This window comes from Pseudomonas sp. P5_B3 (genome assembly GCF_056400405.1).
On the sequence record NZ_JBFULI010000067.1, the window covers coordinates 1 to 21,899 of the forward strand.

General features: G+C 60.2%; 18 protein-coding genes and 1 rRNA gene. 7 read left to right on the top strand and 12 right to left on the bottom strand.

Translation table 11 applies throughout. From position 1 onward, the window contains the following. Both rrf and mrdA read left to right on the top strand, forming a co-directional pair. Positions 1-90: ribosomal RNA gene (gene rrf / locus AC1DRN_RS26685) — 5S ribosomal RNA — on the top strand; the annotation flags it as partial. A 198-nt stretch (positions 91-288) separates the two neighbouring features. Further along, positions 289-2,181: a penicillin-binding protein 2 gene (gene mrdA / locus AC1DRN_RS26690; RefSeq protein WP_477786846.1), complete on the top strand. Its 1,893-nt coding sequence runs from the start codon at positions 289-291 to the stop codon at positions 2,179-2,181. A gap of 36 nt (positions 2,182-2,217) precedes the next feature. Here the strand turns inward: mrdA and AC1DRN_RS26695 are convergent, their stop codons facing one another. The 8 genes from AC1DRN_RS26695 to AC1DRN_RS26730 are packed head-to-tail and all read right to left on the bottom strand — an operon-like array spanning position 2,218 to position 11,221. Next, on the bottom strand, positions 2,218-3,348 hold the full coding sequence (locus tag AC1DRN_RS26695) for a glycosyltransferase family 4 protein (protein ID WP_477786847.1): 1,131 nt from the start codon (positions 3,346-3,348) through the stop codon (positions 2,218-2,220). Next, positions 3,349-4,479 carry a glycosyltransferase family 4 protein gene (locus tag AC1DRN_RS26700; protein WP_223462442.1) on the bottom strand — a complete coding sequence of 377 codons (1,131 nt, stop codon included), beginning with the start codon at positions 4,477-4,479 and terminating at the stop codon, positions 3,349-3,351. Further along, positions 4,463-5,839: a glycosyltransferase family 4 protein gene (locus tag AC1DRN_RS26705; RefSeq protein ID WP_223462441.1), complete on the bottom strand. Its 1,377-nt coding sequence runs from the start codon at positions 5,837-5,839 to the stop codon at positions 4,463-4,465. The genes AC1DRN_RS26700 and AC1DRN_RS26705 overlap by 17 nt, the downstream gene beginning before the upstream one ends. Continuing rightward, positions 5,836-7,095 (bottom strand): ABC transporter ATP-binding protein, encoded by a 1,260-nt coding sequence (locus tag AC1DRN_RS26710; protein WP_223462440.1) that lies wholly within the window; start codon positions 7,093-7,095, stop codon positions 5,836-5,838. Before AC1DRN_RS26710 ends, AC1DRN_RS26705 begins: the two co-directional genes overlap by 4 nt. Further along, positions 7,095-7,892: an ABC transporter permease gene (locus tag AC1DRN_RS26715; protein ID WP_223462439.1), complete on the bottom strand. Its 798-nt coding sequence runs from the start codon at positions 7,890-7,892 to the stop codon at positions 7,095-7,097. Before AC1DRN_RS26715 ends, AC1DRN_RS26710 begins: the two co-directional genes overlap by 1 nt. Then, positions 7,893-9,335, bottom strand: coding sequence for a mannose-1-phosphate guanylyltransferase/mannose-6-phosphate isomerase (locus AC1DRN_RS26720; RefSeq protein ID WP_223462438.1), 1,443 nt, complete (start codon positions 9,333-9,335; stop codon positions 7,893-7,895). Between the two features lie 3 nt (positions 9,336-9,338). Then, positions 9,339-10,310, bottom strand: a complete 972-nt coding sequence (gmd, locus tag AC1DRN_RS26725) for a GDP-mannose 4,6-dehydratase (RefSeq protein WP_223462437.1) — start codon at positions 10,308-10,310, stop codon at positions 9,339-9,341. Next, positions 10,307-11,221 carry a GDP-mannose 4,6-dehydratase gene (locus AC1DRN_RS26730; RefSeq protein ID WP_223462436.1) on the bottom strand — a complete coding sequence of 305 codons (915 nt, stop codon included), beginning with the start codon at positions 11,219-11,221 and terminating at the stop codon, positions 10,307-10,309. The genes gmd and AC1DRN_RS26730 overlap by 4 nt, the downstream gene beginning before the upstream one ends. A gap of 424 nt (positions 11,222-11,645) precedes the next feature. Here AC1DRN_RS26730 and AC1DRN_RS26735 point away from each other — a divergent pair, with 424 nt between their 5' ends. Genes AC1DRN_RS26735 through AC1DRN_RS26755 form a run of 5 tightly spaced genes read left to right on the top strand, consistent with a single transcriptional unit; the run spans position 11,646 to position 17,464 of the window. Then, positions 11,646-13,322, top strand: coding sequence for a glycosyltransferase (locus AC1DRN_RS26735; RefSeq protein WP_223462435.1), 1,677 nt, complete (start codon positions 11,646-11,648; stop codon positions 13,320-13,322). Then, a complete protein-coding gene (locus AC1DRN_RS26740; RefSeq protein ID WP_223462434.1) occupies positions 13,316-14,620 on the top strand; it encodes a glycosyltransferase in 1,305 nt (434 codons plus the stop codon). The genes AC1DRN_RS26735 and AC1DRN_RS26740 overlap by 7 nt, the downstream gene beginning before the upstream one ends. Continuing rightward, positions 14,617-15,483 carry a class I SAM-dependent methyltransferase gene (locus tag AC1DRN_RS26745; protein ID WP_223462433.1) on the top strand — a complete coding sequence of 289 codons (867 nt, stop codon included), beginning with the start codon at positions 14,617-14,619 and terminating at the stop codon, positions 15,481-15,483. The genes AC1DRN_RS26740 and AC1DRN_RS26745 overlap by 4 nt, the downstream gene beginning before the upstream one ends. Further along, entirely contained in the window at positions 15,480-16,637 is a 1,158-nt protein-coding gene (locus tag AC1DRN_RS26750; protein WP_223462432.1) for an acyltransferase family protein, read from the top strand. Before AC1DRN_RS26745 ends, AC1DRN_RS26750 begins: the two co-directional genes overlap by 4 nt. Beyond that, on the top strand, positions 16,631-17,464 hold the full coding sequence (locus AC1DRN_RS26755) for a class I SAM-dependent methyltransferase (RefSeq protein WP_223462431.1): 834 nt from the start codon (positions 16,631-16,633) through the stop codon (positions 17,462-17,464). The genes AC1DRN_RS26750 and AC1DRN_RS26755 overlap by 7 nt, the downstream gene beginning before the upstream one ends. 74 nt (positions 17,465-17,538) lie before the next feature. On the opposite strand, the gene AC1DRN_RS26760 is transcribed toward AC1DRN_RS26755, so the two are convergent. The 4 genes from AC1DRN_RS26760 to AC1DRN_RS26775 form a co-directional block, all read right to left on the bottom strand. Next, positions 17,539-18,327, bottom strand: a complete 789-nt coding sequence (locus AC1DRN_RS26760) for an SDR family oxidoreductase (protein ID WP_223462430.1) — start codon at positions 18,325-18,327, stop codon at positions 17,539-17,541. A 46-nt stretch (positions 18,328-18,373) separates the two neighbouring features. After that, on the bottom strand, positions 18,374-19,921 hold the full coding sequence (locus AC1DRN_RS26765) for an amino acid ABC transporter permease/ATP-binding protein (protein WP_223462429.1): 1,548 nt from the start codon (positions 19,919-19,921) through the stop codon (positions 18,374-18,376). Between the two features lie 64 nt (positions 19,922-19,985). Continuing rightward, complete coding sequence (locus AC1DRN_RS26770) at positions 19,986-20,780, bottom strand: ABC transporter substrate-binding protein (protein ID WP_223462428.1); 795 nt, start codon at positions 20,778-20,780, stop codon at positions 19,986-19,988. 46 nt (positions 20,781-20,826) lie between these two features. After that, the gene (locus AC1DRN_RS26775) at positions 20,827-21,897 is read right to left on the bottom strand and encodes an isopenicillin N synthase family dioxygenase (RefSeq protein ID WP_223462427.1); all 1,071 of its coding nucleotides are present in this window, start codon (positions 21,895-21,897) and stop codon (positions 20,827-20,829) included. Positions 21,898-21,899 lie beyond the last annotated feature (2 nt).

Below are 21,899 nucleotides of genomic sequence, written 5' to 3' on the forward strand. Positions count from 1 at the left end.
ACCTGATCCCATCCCGAACTCAGCAGTGAAACGATGCATCGCCGATGGTAGTGTGGGGTTTCCCCATGTGAGAGTAGGTCATCGTCAAGATTAAATTCCRAAACCCCAATTGCGAAAGCAGTTGGGGTTTTGTTTTTGCGCTCGAAAAACAAGGCCGGCCCACCCAAGGTCAATTGTAAAAAAAATCACACAAACCAGGCTCCACGCTTTTGGTATGGTGCAGCTCATTTTTAATGGACTGAGTTTGCGCCCACGGATCGGCGTTCTTTTCAAAGAGTTGCTGCACAAGTGCCTGAGCCGATACCCATCAAGGACCACGAAAAAGAAACACGTCTGGTCAACAAAAGACTCATGGCCTGCGCCTTGTTCGTTRCCGCCATTACCTGTGCGCTGGTAGTGCGCATGTATGTCCTGCAAGTAGTCGAGTTCGACTATCACTCCACCGTCTCCGAAAACAATCGCGTACATGTCCTGCCGATTACACCGACCCGCGGGTTGATCTATGACCGCAACGGCGTACTCCTCGCGGACAACCGTCCCAGCTTCAACCTGACCATCACCCGCGAACGTGCTCCCGATGTAAACGAAGAGCTGGACGAGGTGGTCAATCTCCTGCACCTGCCCGCTGAAGATCGCACGCTGTTCGACAAGGCCATGAAACAGGCACGTCACCCCTTCGTACCCGTGACGTTGTTCTATGAGCTCAGCGAAGAACAGATTGCCGTACTCGCCGTCAACGAGTTCCGTCTGCCGGGCCTGGATGTCGAGCCGCAGTTCGTTCGGCACTATCCATTGGGCGCGCACTTCGCTCATTCGGTCGGCTACGTCGGACGTATCAACGAGAAAGAGTCAAAGGCTCTGGATACGGTCGAGTACCGAGGCACCCAATCCATCGGCAAGACCGGAATCGAAAAATTCTACGAGGCGCAACTGCACGGCCATGTTGGTTATGAAGAAGTCGAAACCAATGCTCAGGGCCGCGTGCTGCGAGTGCTCAAGCACACTGACCCGGTACCAGGCGAAAACATTGTCCTGAGCCTCGACGTCAAGCTGCAGGAAGCCGCCGAGCAAGCCTTGGGCGATCGCCGTGGCTCGGTGGTCGCGCTGGATCCGTCGACCGGTGAAGTGCTGGCCATGGTCAGCAACCCGAGTTTCGATCCGAACCTGTTCGTCACCGGTATCAGTTCCAGGGAATACTCTTCGCTACGGGATTCCATTGATCGGCCGCTGTTCAATCGTGTGCTGCGTGGTCTCTATGCCCCGGGTTCGACCATCAAGCCGGAAGTGGCAATCGCTGGCCTCGATGCAGGTGTCGTCACGCCACAGACCCGTGTGTTCGACCCCGGTTATTACCAGCTACCGGATTTCGATCACAAGTACCGCAACTGGAACCACAGCGGCGATGGTTGGGTGGATATGGATGCGGCGATCATGCGTTCCAACGACACCTATTTCTATGACCTCGCACACAAGCTCGGTATCGATCGCCTGCACGACTACATGGCCATGTTCGGGCTCGGTGAGAAAGTCTCCCTGGACATGAATGAAGAATCCCCTGGCCTGATGCCATCCCAAGCCTGGAAGCGCGCTACCCGTCGTCAGGCCTGGTTTCCGGGCGAGACGGTGATTCTCGGCATCGGCCAGGGCTACATGCAGGTTACGCCGCTGCAGTTGGCTCAGGCGACGGCGCTGATTGCCAACAAAGGCGTGTGGAATCGCCCGCACCTGGCCAAAACCGTGGACGGCGTCGCGCCGGTGGATGAACATCCGATGCCGGACATTCTGCTCAAGGATCCACGCGACTGGGAGCAGGTCAACCATGGCATGCAGATGGTGATGCACGATGCCCGCGGGATTGCCCGGGCCGCAGCGGCAGGGGCGCAGTATCGTATCGCTGGCAAGAGCGGTACCGCGCAAGTGGTGGCGATCAGGCAGGGCGAACGTTACAACCGGGAGAAAACCCGCGAGCGCAACCGCGACAATGCCTTGTTCGTCGGCTTCGCCCCGGCCGAACATCCGAAGATCGTGATTTCGGTGATGATCGAAAACGGCGAGGCGGGTGGCCGCGTCGCCGGACCGGTCGTCCGGGAGATCATGGACGCCTGGCTACTCGATCAGGACGGGCACCTGAAGCCACAATACGCCGCGCCGAGCAAGGCACCGGGCGATCCTCACGTCTGAATCATCGTGGCGTCATAGTACAGGCATCACGGATGCTCATGCGTAGGCGAGGGCTTTTTCTTCCAGCAGTTCCTCATACAAGGCCGTCCATTTGCGACCCATTTCGTCCGCGGTAAACAGATTTTGATAACGGGCCTGCGCCTTCTCGCCCATTTGCGCCGCCAGCACCGGATTTTCCCAAAGCGTGCGCATCGCCTCACGGAACACCAATGGATTGCTCGGCGGCACCACTAGCCCGGTCTCGTTATGGATGTTGATGTAACTGGTGCCCGTGCCAATCTCACTGGAGATCATCGGTTTGCCATACATCGCGCCTTCCAGCAGCGAAATGCCGAAGGCTTCGGAGCGCAGGTGCGACGGGAACACGATGGCATAGCTCAGTTGCAGCAGCGCCACCTTGTCCTCGTCCCCCAGACGCCCGAGGAAGTGGACATTGCGTAAACCCAGGGCGGTCGCCTGGGCATGCAGCTCTGCTTCCAGTGGGCCGGCACCGACAATCACTGTCGGGTAATCCAGGTCCTTCAGGGCGTCGAGCAGGATGTGCAAACCTTTGTAGTAGCGCATCACACCGACAAACAGAAAAAACTTGTCGCCGAGCTTTTGCCGCCAGTGGGCCGTTCGATTGCTGTCCGGCTGTGGGTAACCTGCCTTGTTCAATCCATAGGGGATCACTCGGGTCTTGTGCTGAAACTGTTGCAACACATCACTGGTGTGCAGGTAATTGGGCGACGCAGCGACGATCCGGTCGGCGCTGTGCAGAAAGCGATTCATCAGCGGCCGGTAAAGTTTGAGCAGGTGTTTCTGGCGAATAATGTCCGAGTGGTACGTCACCACGCTGGGTTTGTTCAGGCTGCTGGCGAAATGCACCAGGTCCATGAACGGCCATGGAAAGTGGTAATTGACCACGTCGGCCTCGGCTGCCAGCTCGCGAAACTGTTTGAAGACGCTCCAGGAAAACCCGGTGGAGGCGAACTGAATGTCGAGTCTGGCTCGATGGACGTCATGTTGAGCGATCCGCACCACCGGCGGTGTCGGATCGGCACTGAGTGTCAGCACCTTGCCGTCAACGCCGTGCAGGGCACCGCTTTCGCACAACTGGAAAATCACTTGTTCGATCCCGCSGACCGAGTCAGGCAGGTACGTCTTGAAAAAATGAAGAACTCGCATTCAACCTCCCATAGCCTGGCGGTAAGCGCTGGCCGTGACTTGCGCGCAGCGTTGCCAGGTAAAAAGCCTTGCCTGTAGCAACCCGGCTTCTCGGCATGCCTGCCAATGCGCTAGATCCTCGATCAGACGACTCATTGCATCGCGCAGGCCGTCGGTTTCATCCGGTTCAACATAGTTACCCGCAGAGCCTGCCACTTCGGGCATGGCCGAGCGTCTGGTCAGAATGACCGGCGTGCCGCAGGCCATGGCCTCCAGCACCGGCAGGCCAAAACCTTCGTAAAGCGACGGAAAAATCAATGCCCGGGCGCCGGCCAGCAGCTGCGCAACGTGCTCGTCAGGCAGATAGCCCAGTAAACAGACATGACCGCAGGCCAGGGCCTGGTGCAATTCTTCGCTGAACTGCTCGCGCTGCCAGCCGGCCATGCCGACGATCAGCAAAGGAAAACGCTGACGGACCGATTCCGGCAATCGGGCGTGGGCGCGCAGGGCGAGGGACAGATTCTTGCGCGGTTCCAGGGTGCCGACACAGAGGAAGTATTCCCGCGCTTCGACGCCATGGGTCTTGAGTACGGCGTCTATGGCCTCGGGGGAGCGCGGGTGAAAGCGCGCGGCTACACCCAGCGGTGCGACGACAAATCGCTCGGCCGGTAATCCGAAATGCGCCTGGGCTTCGTCAGCAATGTATTGCGAGACGGTAAGAATCAGGCTTGCCTGTCGCACGCCGTCGGCCACGCGCCGTTCAATTTCTCGCAAGCGCGCCGGTGGCTGCGTTTCGGGATAGTGCAGGTGAGTCAGGTCATGCAGGGTGATGACGGTCGGGCCGTCGAACGACAGCGGCCACAAACTTGGTTCGTGGTAAAGGTCGATGGCTTGCGCGCGGCCTTGATCGAAGCGTTTCTGCTCCAGCCACCGTCGGGCCTGATAGGCCCCCGGAATCTGCCGCAGCAATGGCGTCAGTCGGGAATAACCGGGCATGGCCGCTTCAGGCAGCACAGCACTCCAGCCCCAGCCATGAAACAGCGCCAGTTCAATATCCGGTTCACCCGCCAGGGCGTTCGCCAGTTCGGCGACGTAGTGGCCGATGCCGGTGCGCGGCGCCTGGAGGATGCGGGCGTTAAGGGCAATGCGCATGCTGCCTCTCAGGCACCTTCGCATCGCTGTGCAGGTTGCGCTGGACGCGTCCGACCAGTTGCGCACTCGCCTCGCGCCAGCTCAGCCAACGCCAGTTATCCAGGTTGAGGGGGGCGGGAAATGCGCCACCGCTTTCCATGTCGGTGACCAGGTCGGCCAGGTTCTGCGGGTCGGCGAGGTCGAAATACGCCATGTACTCGCCACCGATTTCGCGGAACACCGGGATGTCGCTGGCCATGGCCGGCAGGCCTCGCTGCATGGCCTCCACCAGGGGCAAACCAAACCCTTCGACGTAGGACGGGAACACCAGCGATGTCGCGTGGGAATAGGCGTGTTCCAGGCTCTTGTCCGAAAGTGTGTTGAACATGAACAGGCGCTGGTTCAATTGCGGATGCTGGCGGATACGCTCGATCAGCGCCTCGCACTTCCAGCCGATCTTGCCGACGATGCACAACCGGGCCTTGGACCCGGCCGCCCAGGCGCGCTCGAACGCGTCCAGCAGATACGCATGGTTCTTGCGCGGCTCGATGGTGCTGACCATCAGAAACACAGGGTCCGGCGTCTTGAACATCTGCAGCAGCCCCGGGTCGACGGCGGACCGGGCATCGGTCAGGTCAAGTTCGGAGCCGAGGTGAAAGTAGTCGAACCAGCGTTGCTGCACCTGCGTGGAGCCGATCCTGCGGGTCATCTCCTGGCGAACCTGGTCGCGGATCGTGGTCGATATCGCCACATAACCATCGGCGGTGCGGGCGATCCAGTCGAACCATTCGTTGAACACCTTCACCAATCCTGCGTCGCAGAACTGCGGGTGGGTCAGGGGAATCAGGTCGTAGATCACCGAAATGATGCCGACCCCGTCACGCTTGAGTTGCTCGGCCAGGGGGAAGAAGCTGGCGTGCCAGGACGAATCCAGCAGCACCAGTTGATCGCCGGCGCGATGCTGCAACGGCACGCAGCGCTCGGGAACCTTCTGGCCCTTGAGTACCCGATCGAGCAGGCGCATCGGCAGGCTCAGGCAGGCGAACGCGGTGAGGCGACAACCGACATAAAGCACCCGGCGGGCGAACTTCGATGTGCTGAAAGGACGGCGCCCCTCCAGTGCCCGATGGCACTGCCAGTACAGATTGGCGAGGTGTTCCAGCTTCACCCGCAGGCTCACCAGGTCCACTTTGATGGTCGGCAAGGGCGCCAGGCTTTTCACCTCGAACAACGCGCCATTGAGCATCACCACCGGAATGCATTCACGCTGGGTGTCTGCGGCCGGCAATTGCTGAATAACATTACGAACGACCCGTTGAATGCCCGAGTTGGCATCCGGGTGTTCGAAGACGTAGGTACATTCCACCAACAGTCTGGTCATCGTGTTACCCCAATAGATTCCACCCGACTCTCACTGGAACGGGTCACGCTTGTCTGTGCTTGGAGCCAGGAGCAGCCCACGAAGTCTTCCTGGCGATTGTTGATCACGTGGAAGACCAGCCCGTAGTCACGCCATTCGAAATTGCGATCCAGGTGCGAATCCAGTCGCGACAGGCTCAGGGCCACCGAATAATTACCCTTGCCCAGGCGCATGTCGAAGGCAAAACGGTAGGTGATGCGTTCGCCGGCACTCAGGTCGGTGAGGGCTTTGTCGACCCGGTGGGTATTGATGCCGTATATGGGCTGGCCGAGGCGATCCTTGATCATGAAACCGAGAATCAGCCGCTCGATGTCCTGGCGCACCTCGACCTGCACTTCCAGGACCATCGCCTGACCGACTTCCGCCACCTCCACCGAACGGCCCTTGGGGTCAAGCAGGCGGACGCTGAGAATGCCCGCTTCGCCTGTCCCGGAAATGGTTTGCACCTGCCCGTTGGCGAGCATTTCCTGGCGCACCGTCTGGCCCTCGCGCTGGGCGAGCATGGCGTTGTAGTAGTCCATTACTTCTTCGGGTTTGCCGCGCATGGCCATGCGCCCGTTTTCCAGGAGGATGGCGGTGTCGCAGATCGACTGGATCGCCGAGCGGTCATGGGACACGATCAGCAACGTGGTGCCGGCCTTGCGGAAGTTGCGGATGCGATCAAAGCTTTTGTGCTGGAAGTAGGCGTCACCTACGGACAGCGCTTCATCGACGATCAGGATGTCCGGGCGCCGCGCAGTGGCCACGCTGAACGCCAGGCGCATCTGCATGCCGCTGGAATAGGTACGAACCGGATGGTCGATGGCCTCGCCGATTTCGGCGAAGCTCTCGATCTGCGGCATCAGCGCTTCGATTTCTTCGACCTGCATGCCGAGCAACTGGCCGGCCATGAAGGTGTTCTGCCGACCGGTGAAGTCCGGGTGGAAACCCATGCCGAGCTCCAGCAGCGCGGCCACGCGACCTTGCAACCGGATGTCGCCGCAGGTGGGTTGGGTGGTGCCGGTGATCATCTTCAACAGCGTGCTTTTGCCGGCTCCATTGACCCCGACGATGCCCACGGCTTCACCCGGCTGAATCTCGAAATCGACCCCTTGCAGCACCCAGTGCAGTTGATGTCGGGTGCGGGAAAACGGTACCAGCCATTCGAACAGCCGGCTCCAGCGATTCGGGTACTGCTTGTAGGCCTTGCCCAGGCCACTGACACGTATATGTCCCATCAGAGCTCGTCCACCATTTCACCGACACGCTGGCGGAACAGCCGCAGCGCCATCCCACAGAACAACAGGCCGATCACCAGCAACGGCACCAGCGAGCTCCAGTCTGGCCATTGGTTGTAGAGAAACAGGTTCTGGTAGCTGTTCATCAGCGCCGTCATCGGGTTCAGCTCGATAAAGTGCTGGATACCCGGCGGCAGGATCGACAATGGATAAACGATCGGCGTCAGCCAGAACCAGAACTGCAGGCAGATACCGAAAAACTGCCCGACGTCGCGAAAGAACACGTTGAGCACGCCCAGAATCATCCCCAGTCCCGCGGCGAAGATCACTTGCAGGATCAGCAACGGCAGCAGCGCCAGTAACGCCATGCCGGGCAGTCGCCCGCTGATCAGCAGGAAGCCGAGGAACAGCCCCAGGATGATCGCGAAATTGATCCCGGCATTGAGCAGCACGATGACCGGCAGGCAGATGCGCGGGAAGCTGATTTTCTTCAGCAGGTTGGCGTTTTCCAGGAACATGCTCTGGCTGCGCGTCGTGATCTCGGCGAACAGACCCCAGGTCAGCAGGCCGGCGCACAGGTAGACGCTGTAGGCCAACCCGTCATCCACGCCCGGCAAGCGGGCGCGCATGATGGTGGAGAAGATCACCGTGTAGACCAGGATCATCGACAGCGGATTGAGCACGGTCCACAAGGCACCGAACAGCGAGTTGCGATAGCGCGCCTGAAACTCCCGTTTGACACTGCCGAGGATGAAACCCCGGTAACTCCACAGCGATTGGTAAAGGTTACGCAGCATTCAAACCGTCCTGCCGTATTGATCTTCGAAGCGGACGATGTCGTCCTCTCCCAGGTATTCGCCGCTTTGCACCTCGATGATCACCAGGTCGATCACGCCGGGATTCTCCAGGCGATGCTTGTGACCGGCAGCAATGAAGGTCGATTCGTTCTTGGCCACCAGGTGCGTGCCGGTGCCATTGTTGGTGACCTTGGCCATGCCTTCGACCACCACCCAGTGTTCATTGCGATGGTGGTGCATCTGCAACGACAACTTGGCGCCGGGCTTGACCACGATGCGTTTGATCTTGAAGCGCGGGCCTTCCTCGAGCACGGTGTAGGTGCCCCATGGCCGGCTGACCGTACGGTGCAGGCGATAGGCTTCGTGCTCTTTATCCTTGAGCTGCCTGGCCACCCGACGCACATCCTGGGCGCGGTCGGCGTGGGCCACCAGCACGGCGTCGGCGGTGTCGACGATGATCAGGTTATCCACGCCCACGGTCGCGACCAGACGGTTTTCGCTCTGGACGAAGTTGTTGTGGCTGTCGATGAATATCGACTCGCCGACGGTGCGATTGTTTTGTGCATCTGCCGGTACCAGCGCGGCCACCGCACCCCAGGAGCCGATATCGCTCCAGTCGAAACGGGCCGGCACGACGACCACCTTGTCGGAGCGTTCCATCAACGCGTAGTCGATGGAGATGTCCATGATTTCGCCAAACAGGGCCGGTGACAGTTCTTGTTGCACATCCCCGGCGTTTTCCACGGGAGCGCTGGCAGCCATGCAGGTCTGCGTCTGCTCCAGCAAGGCGGGAGCATGGATTTGCAGTTCGGCCAGTAGGCTGGCGACCGAGAAGCAGAACATCCCGGAGTTCCACAGGAAGTTGCCGCTTTCCACGTAATGAGTCGCGGTTTGCAGGTCGGGTTTTTCGACGAAGCGCCGCACGCTGGCAGCGCCTTTATCGTCCAGCGATGTGCCGGCTTCAATGTAGCCAAAACCGGTTTCCGGAGCGGTCGGCACCACCCCGAAGGTCACCAGGTGACCGCGCTTGGCCAATGTCACGGCATGCTCGACCGCGTCCTTCAGCGCCTCGACATTGACGATCAGATGGTCGGCAGGCATGACCAGCATGATCGCGTCGTCGCCATGCAGGGCCTGGAGGGAGAGGGCGGCAGCGGCAATGGCCGGCGCCGTATTGCGTCCCGTCGGCTCCAGCAGGAAGTGCCCGCGATGCCGGCCCAGGTGTGCGTCCCGAAAGTGATCCTTGCTCTGGAAGTAGTACTCGCGATTGGTCACCGTGACGATATCGCCCCAGCCGTCGAGCAGGTCCGCGGCCCGCTGATAGGTCTTGCCCAGCAGCGACTGGCCGTCGGGCAATGTCATGAAGGGTTTGGGATGGCCCTCACGCGACACCGGCCACAACCTTGTCCCGGCACCGCCGGAGAGAATCACGGGAATCAGCATGGCCTACTCCTTGGCGACGCGTTTCATGTCCGCATCCATCATCATGCGGATCAAGGCATCCAGATCGGTCTTGGGTTTCCAGCCCAGCACACGCTGGGCCTTGGCCGGGTTGCCGAGCAGCACTTCCACTTCGGCCGGGCGGAAGAACGCCGGGTCGATCTTCACGTAATCGCGGTAGTTCAGGCCCACATGATCGAAGGCGATCCGGCACATCTCGCGCACGGTGGTGGTCACGCCGGTGGCCACCACGAAGTCGTCGGGTTTGTCCTGTTGCAGCATCAGCCACATGGCTTCGACGTAATCCCCGGCAAAGCCCCAGTCGCGCTTGGCGTCGATGTTGCCCAGGCGCAGTTCCTGTTGTTTGCCCTGCTTGATCCGGGCGGCGGCGTCGGTGACTTTGCGCGTCACGAACTCGATGCCGCGCAGCGGTGATTCATGGTTGAACAGGATGCCGCTGCTAGCGTGCAGGTTGAAGCTTTCGCGGTAGTTAACGGTGATCCAGTGGCCGTACAACTTGGCCACGCCATAGGGGCTGCGCGGATAGAACGGTGTGTTCTCGTCCTGCCGTTCGGCCTGGATCAGGCCGAACATTTCGCTGGTGGACGCCTGGTAAAAACGCGTGTGCGCACTGAACTGACGAATCGCTTCGAGCAGGTGGGTAACGCCAAGACCGTCGACGATGCCGGTGGTCACCGGTTGATCCCAGGAGGCTGCGACAAAGCTTTGCGCGGCCAGGTTGTAGACCTCGTCCGGCGCCGACTTGATCACCGCGCGCTGCACTGAACAGGCATCGGCCATGTCGCCGTCCAGGTAGACGATGTCCGCCTCGACGCCCATCTCGCGCAGGCGCCAGCGCGAGTCGCTGCTGCGACGCGCCACCAGGCCGTGGACTTTGTAGCCCTTGTCGAGCAGCAGTTTGGCCAGATACGCGCCATCCTGGCCGGTGATACCTGTGATCAGTGCACTTTTAGTCATTCTTGTCGTACTCGCGTCTCCCAGTCGGACAGGATCGCCCGCAGGGATTGTTGTGTTGTGATTTCAGGCTTCCATTCGGTGGTCTGGACCAGCCTGGCAGGGCTGCCACACACCCGACGCTGATCCGCGCGGCGAAGTCGCGCAGGGTCCTGGACCAGTTGCAGGTCGACCTGGGCAAGATCTGCCAATTGCTCGATCAAACTGCGAATGCTCTGCTCGCGCCCCGAGCAAATGTTGTACACCTGCCCCGGTGTGCCTTTCTCCAGCAAAGCCAGGTAGGCCGAGACCACGTCCGCGACATCGAGGAAATCGCGCGTGACATCGATGTCCCCGACCTCCAGTCGTGGTGCTTGCAGGCCTTGCTTGATCCGGCAGATCTGACGGGCGGCGCTGGCAATGACGAAGCTGTCTTTCTGCCCGCTGCCGATGTGGTTGAACGGGCGGGCGACCAGTACCGGCCAGCCTTCGCTCATGCCCCATTGCAGACTCAGGAATTCTGCCGACAGTTTGCTCACGGCATAGGGATTGCGCGGGCAGGGTGGCTGCAATTCAGTGATGGGCAGATGCTCTTCGGTGACCTGGCCATAGACATCACCGGAGCTGACGTACAGAAACGTGCCGGTGAAGCCGCGCGCCTTGAGGGCTTGCAGCAGGTTCAGGGTGCCCAGCAGGTTGATGTTCAGGGTGCGCGCCGGATCACGAAAGGCCTCCGGGACGAAAGTCTGGCCGGCCAGGTGGATCACCGCATCGGGCATTTGCGGCCACAAGCTTTCGAGGCTGTCCGGCGCGGCGAGATCGTAGCGGCAAGGAGCCACCAGAAGTTCCCATTCCGAGGCATCAGCCTGCAAACGCGATTGGATGTGTTGTCCTACGAATCCGGTCAACCCCGTGACAAACAGACGCTTTTTCAAACAGCGACCCCTTGGTCATGCATTTCATCCAGTTTCCACAGTCTTCATGGAAAGGTTTCACGAGTCGATATGATCGCTCGAAAGACAGGTGAAATGTCTGTTGTAGTTGTTTGGTAGCCAATCTGTGCCATTTGTTCGGTAATTTCAACAAGTCCAAAAGTGACTGATCAGTTCTCCTCGGCGTAGCCTGATTTATTCTCGCCGGGCGGTTCACGAACCCTCAATGGATGTGTTTAGAATGCCCCTCGTCACGATGATCCAGGGTTCGGCAGCGTCGCTTCGAAACTGCGAGAAACTGACCACTAAAACAAGAACGAAGACGGGCAGCAAGACAATGGACGAGCGCCAGTGAACACTGACTCGAACCCTGTCCTCCCCGTCATAGCGTGAGGCTGCCGGAATGGCGGCGTCACCGTGGGGTGCCATGAATTTTATTCTTTACTCCGACGTCAACGACAGCTCCATCAGTCAGAGCCTCGGTCGTCCCGAATACAGTTACTACTTCGTGCTCAAGGCGTATCGACCGCTCTTTGAAAGCCTCGGGCCGGTGCATGTGGTGTCATCGGCCGCCGAGGTCGATCCGCTGTATCGGCAGTTGCAGCAGGCCGGTCAGGACTGCCTGTTCATTTCGTTCGCGCCACCGCACAAGACTCCCAGCGACTTGCAATGCCCGATGGTGTGCGTGGTCGCCTGGGAATTCGACACCATTCCCGCCGAGCACTGGGACAACGATCCGCGTCAAGACTGGAGCCAGACACTGGCACGTCTGGGACGGGTGATCACCTTGTCCACCCACACCGCCGAAGCCATCCGCCGGACCCTGGGCGACGACTTCCCGGTGCTGGTTTTGCCGACGCCTTTGTGGGAGCGCTTCGCCGACATTCGCCAGCAATATCCCGGTACGCCGGTGAACACGGGCGCCACGTTGCAGATCAAGGGTTGCATCCTGGACAGTCGCTCGATGGGGTTGTCCGCCGATGGTTTGATCGCGCCGATCATCGAGCAACCGCCGCAGGAAATCGTCGAACCTGAACCTGAACCTGAACCTGAACCTGAACCCGAAATCGAGCCTGAACCTGAACCTCCTGTGCCGCCGTTGACCCTGCGTCGACGCTTGTTCATAACCAGACATTACCTGCTGTTGTGGTATCGCGAAGCMGTTCGCGATCTGGTGCCGGATGCCGTTCGCCCATGGCTGGCCAGGTTTCGGAAACCTCAGCCGTTGCCGATCGAACCCGTCATCAGCGCAGCCTTCGTGCCGGATGAAGCTGCCATCAGCGCAGCCTCCGTGCCGGATGAACTTGCCATCAGCGAAGCCCCTGTGGCGGATGAACCTGTCGTCAGCGAAGCCTCCGCGCCGGACGAGCATCCACAAGCGGCTTTCCCCGACACCAGCCAAACGGTCGAAATCGAGGTCGATGGCGTCATCTACGTGAGCGTGTTCAACCCCGATGACGGGCGCAAGAACTGGCACTACCTGATCACGGCGTTCTGCTGGGCGCTGCGTGATGTGCAAGACGCCACGCTCGTGTTGAAGATGACCCAGAACGACCTGTCGACCTATTACGTCGAGCTCATCACCTTGCTGTCCCAGCTCTCGCCCTTCGCCTGTCGCGTGGTGGTCATGCACGGTTATCTGCAGGACGAGCAGTTCGCACGGCTCTATGGCGCGGCGAGTTACTACGTCAACGCTTCACGCTGCGAAGGCCTGTGCCTGCCGCTGATGGAGTTCATGTCCTGCGCGCGGCCGGTCATCGCCCCGAACCACACGGCGATGCGCGACTACATCGACGAGCGTGTGGCCTTCGTCGTCAAGTCCAGCCAGGAGCCAACGATCTGGCCGGAAGACGCGCGCATCCTGTACCGCACTTTGCGCCACCGTCCGGACTGGGGGTCGTTGAAAGTGGCTTATGAGAACAGCTACGCGATGGCAAAGAACCAGCCGGGCACCTGGCAGGACATGGCGGACGCGGCCAGCGAACGCATGCACCAGTACTGCAGCTTCGCCCCGGTGCAGCAGCGACTGGCGCTGTTCTTCAAACAGGAACCTGGCCGTGACGTCGTGCCGCTGGTTGCCGAAACGGGGACTGCATCGTGCTGATCATCATTCATTCGGAAACCAACAAGAGCAACATCCAGCAGAACCTGGGGCGGCCCGAGTACAGCTATTACTTCGTCCTCAAGGAATTCCGCCCGGTGCTCGAACGGCTGGGGCAGGTGATCGAGGTCAGCAACCCGGACGAGTTAGTCGATCGGCTGTATTTCGATTGCCTGAGCCGGGGCGAAGACTGTGTGTTCCTGTCCTTTTCTCCGCCGCATCGCACGCCGGTCCACTACGCGTGCCCGACGATTTCGGTGTTCGCCTGGGAGTTCAGCACCATTCCCACCGAGAGCTGGCAGGGCGAACCGCGGCATGACTGGCGGACGGTGCTGGGCGCCAGCGGGACGGCGATCACCCACTCCAGTTTTACCGTGAATGCCGTGCGCGATGTGATGGGCCCCGATTACCCGATCAGCGCGATTGCGGCGCCCGTCTGGGACCGTTTTGCCGCCCGTGGCGAGCTTCTGGACAAGCGTCCGGTCGTGGGCCCTACGCGCCTGAACCTGCGCGGGCTATTGATCGACAGTCGCACCACGGACTTGCGCCCCTACGGCCCCGAACGTTTGCGCGAAGGCACGCCGATTGCCTTCGACCAGCCGCCGCGCGACTGTGAGCTGTTGCTCGAGGGCGTGGTCTACACCTCAGTGTTCAATCCCTACGACGGACGCAAGAACTGGAAGGACATGATCAGTGCGTTCTGCACCGCCTTTCGCGACACGCCCGACGCGACCCTGGTGCTCAAGCTTACGCACCATGACATCGCCAACGCACTGAACGACATGCTGCACCACGTCTACAAGAATCAGTCCTATCAGTGCCGTATCGTGCTGATCCACGGCTATCTGTCCGACATCGACTATGAGCGCCTGGTCGAGGCCACCAGTTACGTCGTCAATTGTTCCTACGGCGAAGGGCAGTGCCTGCCGTTGATGGAATTCATGTCCTGCGGCAAGCCGGCGATTGCGCCGCTGAACACCGCCATGGCCGACTACATCGACCGTGACAACGCGTTTATCGTCGAAGGCACCGACGAACTGACATCCTGGCCCCACGATCCTCGAGCAGCGTATCGTACCCTGCGTTACATCACGGATTGGGACTCGCTGTGTACGGCCTTTTCCGCCAGCCATGACGTCGCCAGACAGGACGTCGAGCGCTATCAACGGATGTCGGCCCATGCCGTGCGCAGCCTGCAGGGATTCTGCAGCCAGGCCGTTGCCGAGCAGCGCCTGAAGGCGGTGTTCGAGCAGTTGCTGGAACGGCGTGAAGCAAACTGCGCACAAGCGTCGAGCACATGATTCGGCGCCTGCTTGCGAAGTTGCGGCCCGCATCGGTAGAGGTCGCCCCACCAGAAACGCGGGTCTCGCCCAGGGATATCGGTTTGTACGATGCTCTGCTCGACGGCTGGTTTCTCGGCGACAGCGGCGAATTGCTCAAAGGGTTTGCCATTACCGCCGACGACACTTTGCTGGATGTCGGTTGTGGCGAAGGCGTGGCTACCTTGTTTGCGGTGCGTCAAGGCGCTTCGGTGATCTTCACCGACAGTGAGTACGACAAGGTCCGCGATCTTGCCCGGCAAGTGGCAGCGCAATCGGACAAACCGAATCTGGGGCTGGTCAGCAACAGTTTGCCGCTGCCATTGGCCGACGGCTGTGCCAGCAAAGTCGTGTGCATGGAAGTTCTCGAACACATCGATCAACCAGAACCCTTCATGGCCGAACTCGTGCGTATGGGCCGCCCCGGCGCGCTGTACCTGCTGAGCGTGCCGTCCCCGGTGGGCGAGCATTTGCAGAAAGGCATCGCCCCGGCCAGCTATTTTCAATCGCCCAATCACGTGCAGATTTTCAGCCCGGAGCGATTCGCCGCGCTGGTGGAAGACGCGGGCCTGGTCATCGAGCATCGCCAGGCCACCGGTTTTTTCTGGGTCATGGGCATGATTTTTTTCTGGGCCAGTGAGCGGGCTGCCGGACGGGATCTGGGTGGTGCGGTTCGCGACCGGATTCAGGCGCCGTATCCGCCGCTGATGGAGAGCTGGGCGAAAACCTGGCAGGACTTGCTGGCCCAGCCCGACGGGTTGGCGATCAAGCAGATGCTGGATCAGTTCATGCCCAAGAGCCAGGTGATCATTGCCCGTAAACCTCATGTCCAGGAGGGCGCATGAGCAACGAAAAACGGATCATGGACATCGAGTTGCTGCGCGGCATTGCGGTGCTCGGCGTGCTGTTTCATCACCTGCAGGACAGCCTGTTCGCGGCGGCTGTGCCGTTGCTGCAGAGCATCACGCTGTACAGCCAGCCGTGGTGGGGCGTGGATCTGTTTTTCGCGATCTCGGGTTTCGTCATTGCCCGCAGCCTGATCCCGGCCTTGCGCCGCTGCACAACTCGCCAGGAATACTGGCAACAGACACGCAATTTCTGGTTGCGCCGGGCCTTTCGTTTGCTGCCTTCGGCCTGGTTATGGCTGGCGCTGATGTTGCTGGCGTGTCTTTTTCTCAACCGCTCCGGCGCGTTTGGCACGCTGCACGCGAACCTTCAGGCGACCCTGGCCGGCATCGCGCAGTACGCCAATTTCCGCTTTGCCGACAGTTTTTATCGCTACGAGTACGGCACCAGTTTCGTGTACTGGAGCCTGTCGCTGGAAGAGCAGTTCTACCTGCTGTTTCCGCTGCTGATCGTGCTGTTGCGCAAACACCTGGTGTGGGCTTTGCTGGCGTTGGTGGCGCTGCAATTGTTGACCTTGCGCACGCCGATCCTGATGGTGGTGCGCACCGACGCGCTGGCCCTTGGCGTGCTGTTGGCGATGTGGAGCGTGCAGCCTTCGTACCGGCGCCGGGAGCCAAAATTCCTGCGCCGTCCATGGGCGGGTGTTGCCGCACTGATCGCGGTATCGCTGTTGCTCAGCTTCATGGCAACGGATCGTTTCACCTTCACGTCTTACCGGATCGGCGTGATTGCGCTGTTGTGTGCGCTGCTGGTGTGGATCGCTTCTTACAACCGCGATTACCTGTTGCCGCGCGGCGTGTTCAAAAATCTGATGACGTGGGTCGGCAGCCGTTCCTACGGGATTTACCTGATCCATATCCCGGCCTACTTGCTGGTTCGTGAATTCGTTTTCCGTTTACAGGCTGCCGGGCTGCCCAGTCCCGCTGGCCATCCGATTCTGATGTTGCTGATGGCTGGCGGCCTGATCGTGCTGCTGAGCGAACTCAACTATCGCTTCATCGAAATGCCCATGCGCAACCGCGGCGCCTCGCTGGTCAAACGCCTGGGCACCTCCCGAACAGCCGTCCCTTCCTCTGGAGCAACCTCATGCTGAGCCTTTTGAAGAAACTCACGGCGGGCACACCCGCGCCTGTTCAGCCAGAGACACCGCCCGCGGCGCCGGTGGCGGAAAAAGTCGACCCCTACATGCTCGGCCTGCACGATGCGATGCTCAGTGGCTGGTTCAATCAACAGACCGGCGAACTGTTCACCGGCTTCCCGGTGACCCCCGAGGACACACTGCTGGATGTCGGCTGTGGCGACGGCGGCAACGTGCATTTCTGCGGGATGCGCGGCGCGAAGATCATCGTCGCCGACATCGACGCCGCCAAGGTCGAAGCGACCCGCCAGCGCCTGACCGATACACCGGCCCGCGACGTCGAATGCCATGTCACCGACTGCAACCCGCTGCCGATTGCCGACGCGACCGCCACCCGGGTGGTGTCCACCGAGGTCATCGAGCACGTGGACGATCCGGCCCAATTCCTCGCAGAGCTGGTGCGCGTCGGCAAACCGGGCGCGTTGTATCTGCTGAGCGTCCCGCATCCCAGCTCCGAAGACCTGCAGAAAGATATCGCGGCGGCGGAGTATTTCCAGAAGCCCAACCACATTCGCATCGTCAGCGAAGAGCAGTTCAAGGCCATGGTCAGCGATGCCGGCCTGGAAGTGATCAGCCACAGCCAGTACGGATTCTACTGGTCGATGTGGATGCTGTTGTTCTGGGAAGCCAAGGTCGACTTCAGCAGCCCGGACCATCCGTTGCTCAACCACTGGGCGCAAACCTGGCAGGCGATCCTGGCCTCGCCACGGGGTGCACAGATCAAGCAGGCGCTGGATGCCGTGGTGGCGAAAAGTCAGGTGATCATTGCGCGTAAACCCTGATTAGCAATGCTCGCCCGGGCGAGGCCGCGAACTCAAGCCTGATTGCCCGGGTACACCCGCATAGCCCTTGCCCATTACTGGCTGGAGCGAACGGCCCCGCCATCGATCAACAGGTTCTGCCCGGTCAGGTAGCCCGCATGGCTGCTGCAAACGAAGGCACAAAGGGCACCGAACTCCTCGGCTGAGCCGAAGCGTCTGGCAGGAATTTCACTACGGCATTGGTCAAGGAATGCCTCACTGTCTTGCCCAGACTCTTCAGCAGCAGCGACCAGGTTGTCACGCAGTCGATCGGTGTCGAATGAGCCCGGTTGCAGGTTGTTGATCGTCACATTACGGCTGGCAATGTTTTCCTGCCGGGCAAGTCCTGCGATAAACCCCGTCAGACCACTGCGCGCACCATTGGACAGACCCAGGCTATCGATAGGGGACTTCACGGCACTCGACGTGATGTTGATGATCCGGCCAAATCCGCGTGCCGCCATACCGTCTACCGTTGCCTTGATCAGCTCGATAGGGGTCAGCATGTTGGCATCCAGCGCCTTGAGCCAGGCATCGCGATTCCATTCGCGGAAATCCCCGGGGGGAGGGCCTCCAGCATTGTTGATCAGGATATCGAAACGCTCATGGGCCATTAGCGCTGCCGCCCGGCCCTCGGGCGTCGAAATGTCTCCGGCTACGGCGATGACGGTCACTTGAGGATTTATCGCTCTGAGTTGAAGGGCTGTTTCATTCAGCGTCTGTTCGCCGCGTGCGGTGATCACCACGTTCACGCCTTCCTGGACGAGTGCCTGTGCACAGGCTTTGCCCAGACCTTTGCTGGCGGCGCATACCAGCGCCCAGCGTCCTGCTATTCCAAGATTCATGCGGGTTTACCTGAAAGAAGGAAGCTCAAAGAATGTGATTGCCTGTTCATGCATGATCCAGCGTTGCAGACAGGCTTGGCGATCGGGCACTGATTCCCATGAAGCGCCGCACTCGTTCTCCTTTGGCATCGCATCGTATGGTTTCAGGTGCGGCATCCAGTTGGATATTACCGTTCTCCATGAACACGACCCGGTCGGATATCGACATGGCAAAGTCCATTTCGTGGGTCACGATCAGCATGGTCATGCCTTCTTTCGCCAGGTCGCGGATCACGTTCAGCACGTCGTTGACCAGTTCCGGGTCGAGGGCCGAGGTCGGCTCGTCGAACAGCATGATCTGCGGCTCCATCGCCAGGGCCCGGGCGATCGCCACGCGCTGCTGTTGCCCACCGGAGAGCTGGTGCGGGTACTTGTGGGCATGGGCCAGCAGGCCGACCTTGTCCAGTAGCGCATAGGCACGATGTTCACTCAGCTCGCCCGGCTGGCCGTGGTAACGCGGTGCCAGTGTGACGTTGTCGAGAATGGTGCGGTGCGGGAACAGGTTGAAGTTCTGGAACACCATGCCGATGTGCCGCACGCCTTTGCGCAGGCGGGAGCCGTTGGGTTTGTCCGAAGCCTCGATGAATTTTTCGCCGAACAACAGAATGTCGCCGGTATCTATGGTTTCCAGGCCGTTGACCGTGCGGATCAGCGACGTCTTGCCGGAGCCGGATGGCCCGATGATCGAGACCACCTGGCCGCATTCGACATTCAGGTCGATACCCAGCAGCACCTTGTGCGTGCCATAGCTCTTCTGGATGTTCTTCAGTTGCAGGATGGGCGCCGCGTTGTTGCCCGCTGCCTTGCGCGCAGTGTCGGGCAACGCTTCGGCACTGGCCTTGAACCTGGCGATGGTGGCCTCGTCCAGCGTGTGCGGCTTGCGGAAGTTCAGGTCCAGGTAGCGCTCCAGGCGCTGCAGGAAATAGCCGAACACGGTGACGATCAACACGTAGTAGACGCCTACCGCCGCCAGGGTTTCCATGACCAGGAAGTTGGTGGCATAGAGGCGTTGGCCGACCGTGAGGATTTCGGTCAGGGAGATGACCGAGACCAGTGAGGTCAGCTTGACCACCGTGATGTATTCATTGATCAGGGTCGGCAGCGAAATACGGAAAGCCTGGGGGATCACGATCAGGCGTTGCATGCCGAACAGGCCGACACCCAGCGCGCGCCCGGCTTCTTTCTGGCCCTTGGCCACGGAGATCAGGCCGCCACGATGGATTTCCGCCATGTACGCAGCTTCGGTGACCACCAGGGCCAGCAGGCCTGCGTAGAAGGGGTTGGACAGAATCGGTCCGCTACCGGGAAACAATTGCGGCAGGTTGTAGACGAACACCACCAGCACCAGCAACGGGATGCTGCGGAAGAACCAGATGTAGACCGCTGCGGGAATGCGCAGCAAGGGCGATTGGGACAGCTTGGCCGTAGCCAGGACAAAACCCAGCAGCATGCCGATGAACCAGGCCAGGGCACTGAGCTGGACCACCGTGACGCAGGCCTTCCAGAAGTCCGGCAGGGAGAACAGGGAGAAGAAATACGACCAGTCGAATTGCATGGGGCACCTCGATCTGCCGCCCCGGTGCAGGGGAGGCAGATGACCAGACTACAAGGGCAGGTTCTTAGTTGGCAGTCGGTTCTTCCAAACCATATTTCTTGAGGATCGCGGCGTATTCACCGCTCTTTTTGCTCGCCTCGAAGGCTTTTTGCATGGCCAGGAAGGTTTCGTCGTTACCTTTCTTGACGAAGATGCCCAGGGTTTGCTGATAAATCGGATGCTCAGTGGTGATCACGACCCGGCCATTGGTCTTTTCCGCGATCATTTTTGCCGCGCCGGCGATTTCGACCTGGGCCTGAATGTTTTTGGACAACAGCGCCTGGGTCACTTCGGGTGCCGAGGGGTATTCGCTGACGGTGATCGCGCCTTTGTTGTTCGGCACACAGTATTCATCGGACAGCTTCCGGAATTCCTTGACCCAGGTAGTACCCTGTTCCAGGCCCAGTTTCAAGCCGCACAGGTCTTCAGGCTTCTTCGCATTGATCTCGCTGCCCTTGGGCACCATGACCGCGGCCCCAGTATTGGCATAAGCGATGGTCTGGGCCTGAGTCTGGCGTTCCGGTGTGATGTACATGCCGGAGATGATTGCATCGTACTTGCCGGAGTTCAGGCCGAGGATCAGGCTCGGGAACTTGGTGTCGACGAACTCCACCTTGGCGTTCATGTGCTTGGCCAGCTCCGTTGCCAGCTCGGGGTCCGAGCCCACCACGTTCTTGTCCTTGTCGTAGGACTCGAAAGGAGGGTAGGTGATTTCCATGCCGACCTTGAACGTGTCTGCCGCGGCCATGCTCACCGAGGCACCGAACATGCCGGCTGCCAATACAGCCAGGCTCAAAAGGGTTGTTTTATTGTTTTTCATTATTTAATGACTCCGGCGTAGGTAGGGGGGTAGCTGAAAATTTCAATCAGGACGGTTGCGCCTGATTTTTCAAATGTCCGAAACTGGCGGGCTTGCGTGCCTTGCCTGGCAGTTGAACTTCCCCGTTGGCCACCCTCTGGCGCAGATACTGATAGGTCTGCAGCGCCTGGCCATACATGTGTTCGCCGATCGTGATCTCTTCGTAGTCGTTGCCTGCCTGGGCGAACCCGGGCAGCGGCTTGATCTGGGTGTGATAGTCGCAGGCATAAAACAGTGGAAAGGAATAGCGCTCCTCCTTCACGCTGCGCACCCGGTGCGCAGTGGCAACGAAAGCGCCAGCCGTCATCACTTCCAGCATGTCGCCGATGTTGACGACAAAGGCATCGGCCATCGGTGGTGCATCGATCCATTGGCCAAGATTGTTCATCACCTCGAGGCCCGGTTTGTCGGCCAAAAGGATGGTGAAGCACTCGTAATCAGTATGAGCGCCAAGACCCGGTGCGTCATGGGCGGCACCGTCGAAGGGGTAGTGGATCAGGCGTAGCTTGGACGGCGGACGGGTGACCAGGCTGTCGAAATAGTTTTCTTCCAGGCCCAGGGTCAGGGCGAAGCCGCCGAACAGGCGCCGGCCCAAGGCGAAGATGGCTGCATAGTAGGCCTGTACCGACGCCTTGAAGCCTGACAGCTGCGGCCAGTCGTTGGGCCCCAGCAACGGGGTGTTGGCCAGCACCAGCGGGTCATCGGCCGGGACTTCGAAGCCGACGTCGAAGGCTTCCTTGTGGTCCGGCTTACCTTTGGAATAGACCTCTTCGCCTTCGGGTACAAAGCCCTTGTGGGTTTGTGAGGTGCCGATGTAGTGACGCATCTTGGCGTCCAGGGGCTGGTCGAAAAAGTCTTTGGCCGCCTGGCGCAGGTTGGCGATCAGTTGCGGGTCGATGCCGTGATCGGTGATATAGAGGAACCCGACCTCGCTGGCGGCGCGCCCCAATTGTTCGGCCACGGCCAGGCGGTGTTCCAGTTCAATGCTGAACAGACCGGCGATGTTGACCACCGGAATGCTGTTGAAGTTGGCTTTGTGTATGTCAGTGCTGGCGCTGTTGTTTTTATTGTCAGGCATGA

What these genes read in the sequence shown, in the direction of transcription:
- AC1DRN_RS26700 (WP_223462442.1), bottom strand. Translation starts at nt 4,479, where the DNA reads ATGCGCATTGCCCTTAACGCCCGCATCCTCCAGGCGCCGCGCACCGGC.
- AC1DRN_RS26705 (WP_223462441.1), bottom strand. Translation starts at nt 5,839, where the DNA reads ATGACCAGACTGTTGGTGGAATGTACCTACGTCTTCGAACACCCGGAT.
- AC1DRN_RS26710 (WP_223462440.1), bottom strand. Translation starts at nt 7,095, where the DNA reads ATGGGACATATACGTGTCAGTGGCCTGGGCAAGGCCTACAAGCAGTAC.
- AC1DRN_RS26715 (WP_223462439.1), bottom strand. Translation starts at nt 7,892, where the DNA reads ATGCTGCGTAACCTTTACCAATCGCTGTGGAGTTACCGGGGTTTCATC.
- AC1DRN_RS26720 (WP_223462438.1), bottom strand. Translation starts at nt 9,335, where the DNA reads ATGCTGATTCCCGTGATTCTCTCCGGCGGTGCCGGGACAAGGTTGTGG.
- gmd (WP_223462437.1), bottom strand. Translation starts at nt 10,310, where the DNA reads ATGACTAAAAGTGCACTGATCACAGGTATCACCGGCCAGGATGGCGCG.
- AC1DRN_RS26745 (WP_223462433.1), top strand. Translation starts at nt 14,617, where the DNA reads ATGATTCGGCGCCTGCTTGCGAAGTTGCGGCCCGCATCGGTAGAGGTC.
- AC1DRN_RS26750 (WP_223462432.1), top strand. Translation starts at nt 15,480, where the DNA reads ATGAGCAACGAAAAACGGATCATGGACATCGAGTTGCTGCGCGGCATT.
- AC1DRN_RS26755 (WP_223462431.1), top strand. Translation starts at nt 16,631, where the DNA reads ATGCTGAGCCTTTTGAAGAAACTCACGGCGGGCACACCCGCGCCTGTT.
- AC1DRN_RS26760 (WP_223462430.1), bottom strand. Translation starts at nt 18,327, where the DNA reads ATGAATCTTGGAATAGCAGGACGCTGGGCGCTGGTATGCGCCGCCAGC.
- AC1DRN_RS26765 (WP_223462429.1), bottom strand. Translation starts at nt 19,921, where the DNA reads ATGCAATTCGACTGGTCGTATTTCTTCTCCCTGTTCTCCCTGCCGGAC.
- AC1DRN_RS26770 (WP_223462428.1), bottom strand. Translation starts at nt 20,780, where the DNA reads ATGAAAAACAATAAAACAACCCTTTTGAGCCTGGCTGTATTGGCAGCC.
- AC1DRN_RS26775 (WP_223462427.1), bottom strand. Translation starts at nt 21,897, where the DNA reads ATGCCTGACAATAAAAACAACAGCGCCAGCACTGACATACACAAAGCC.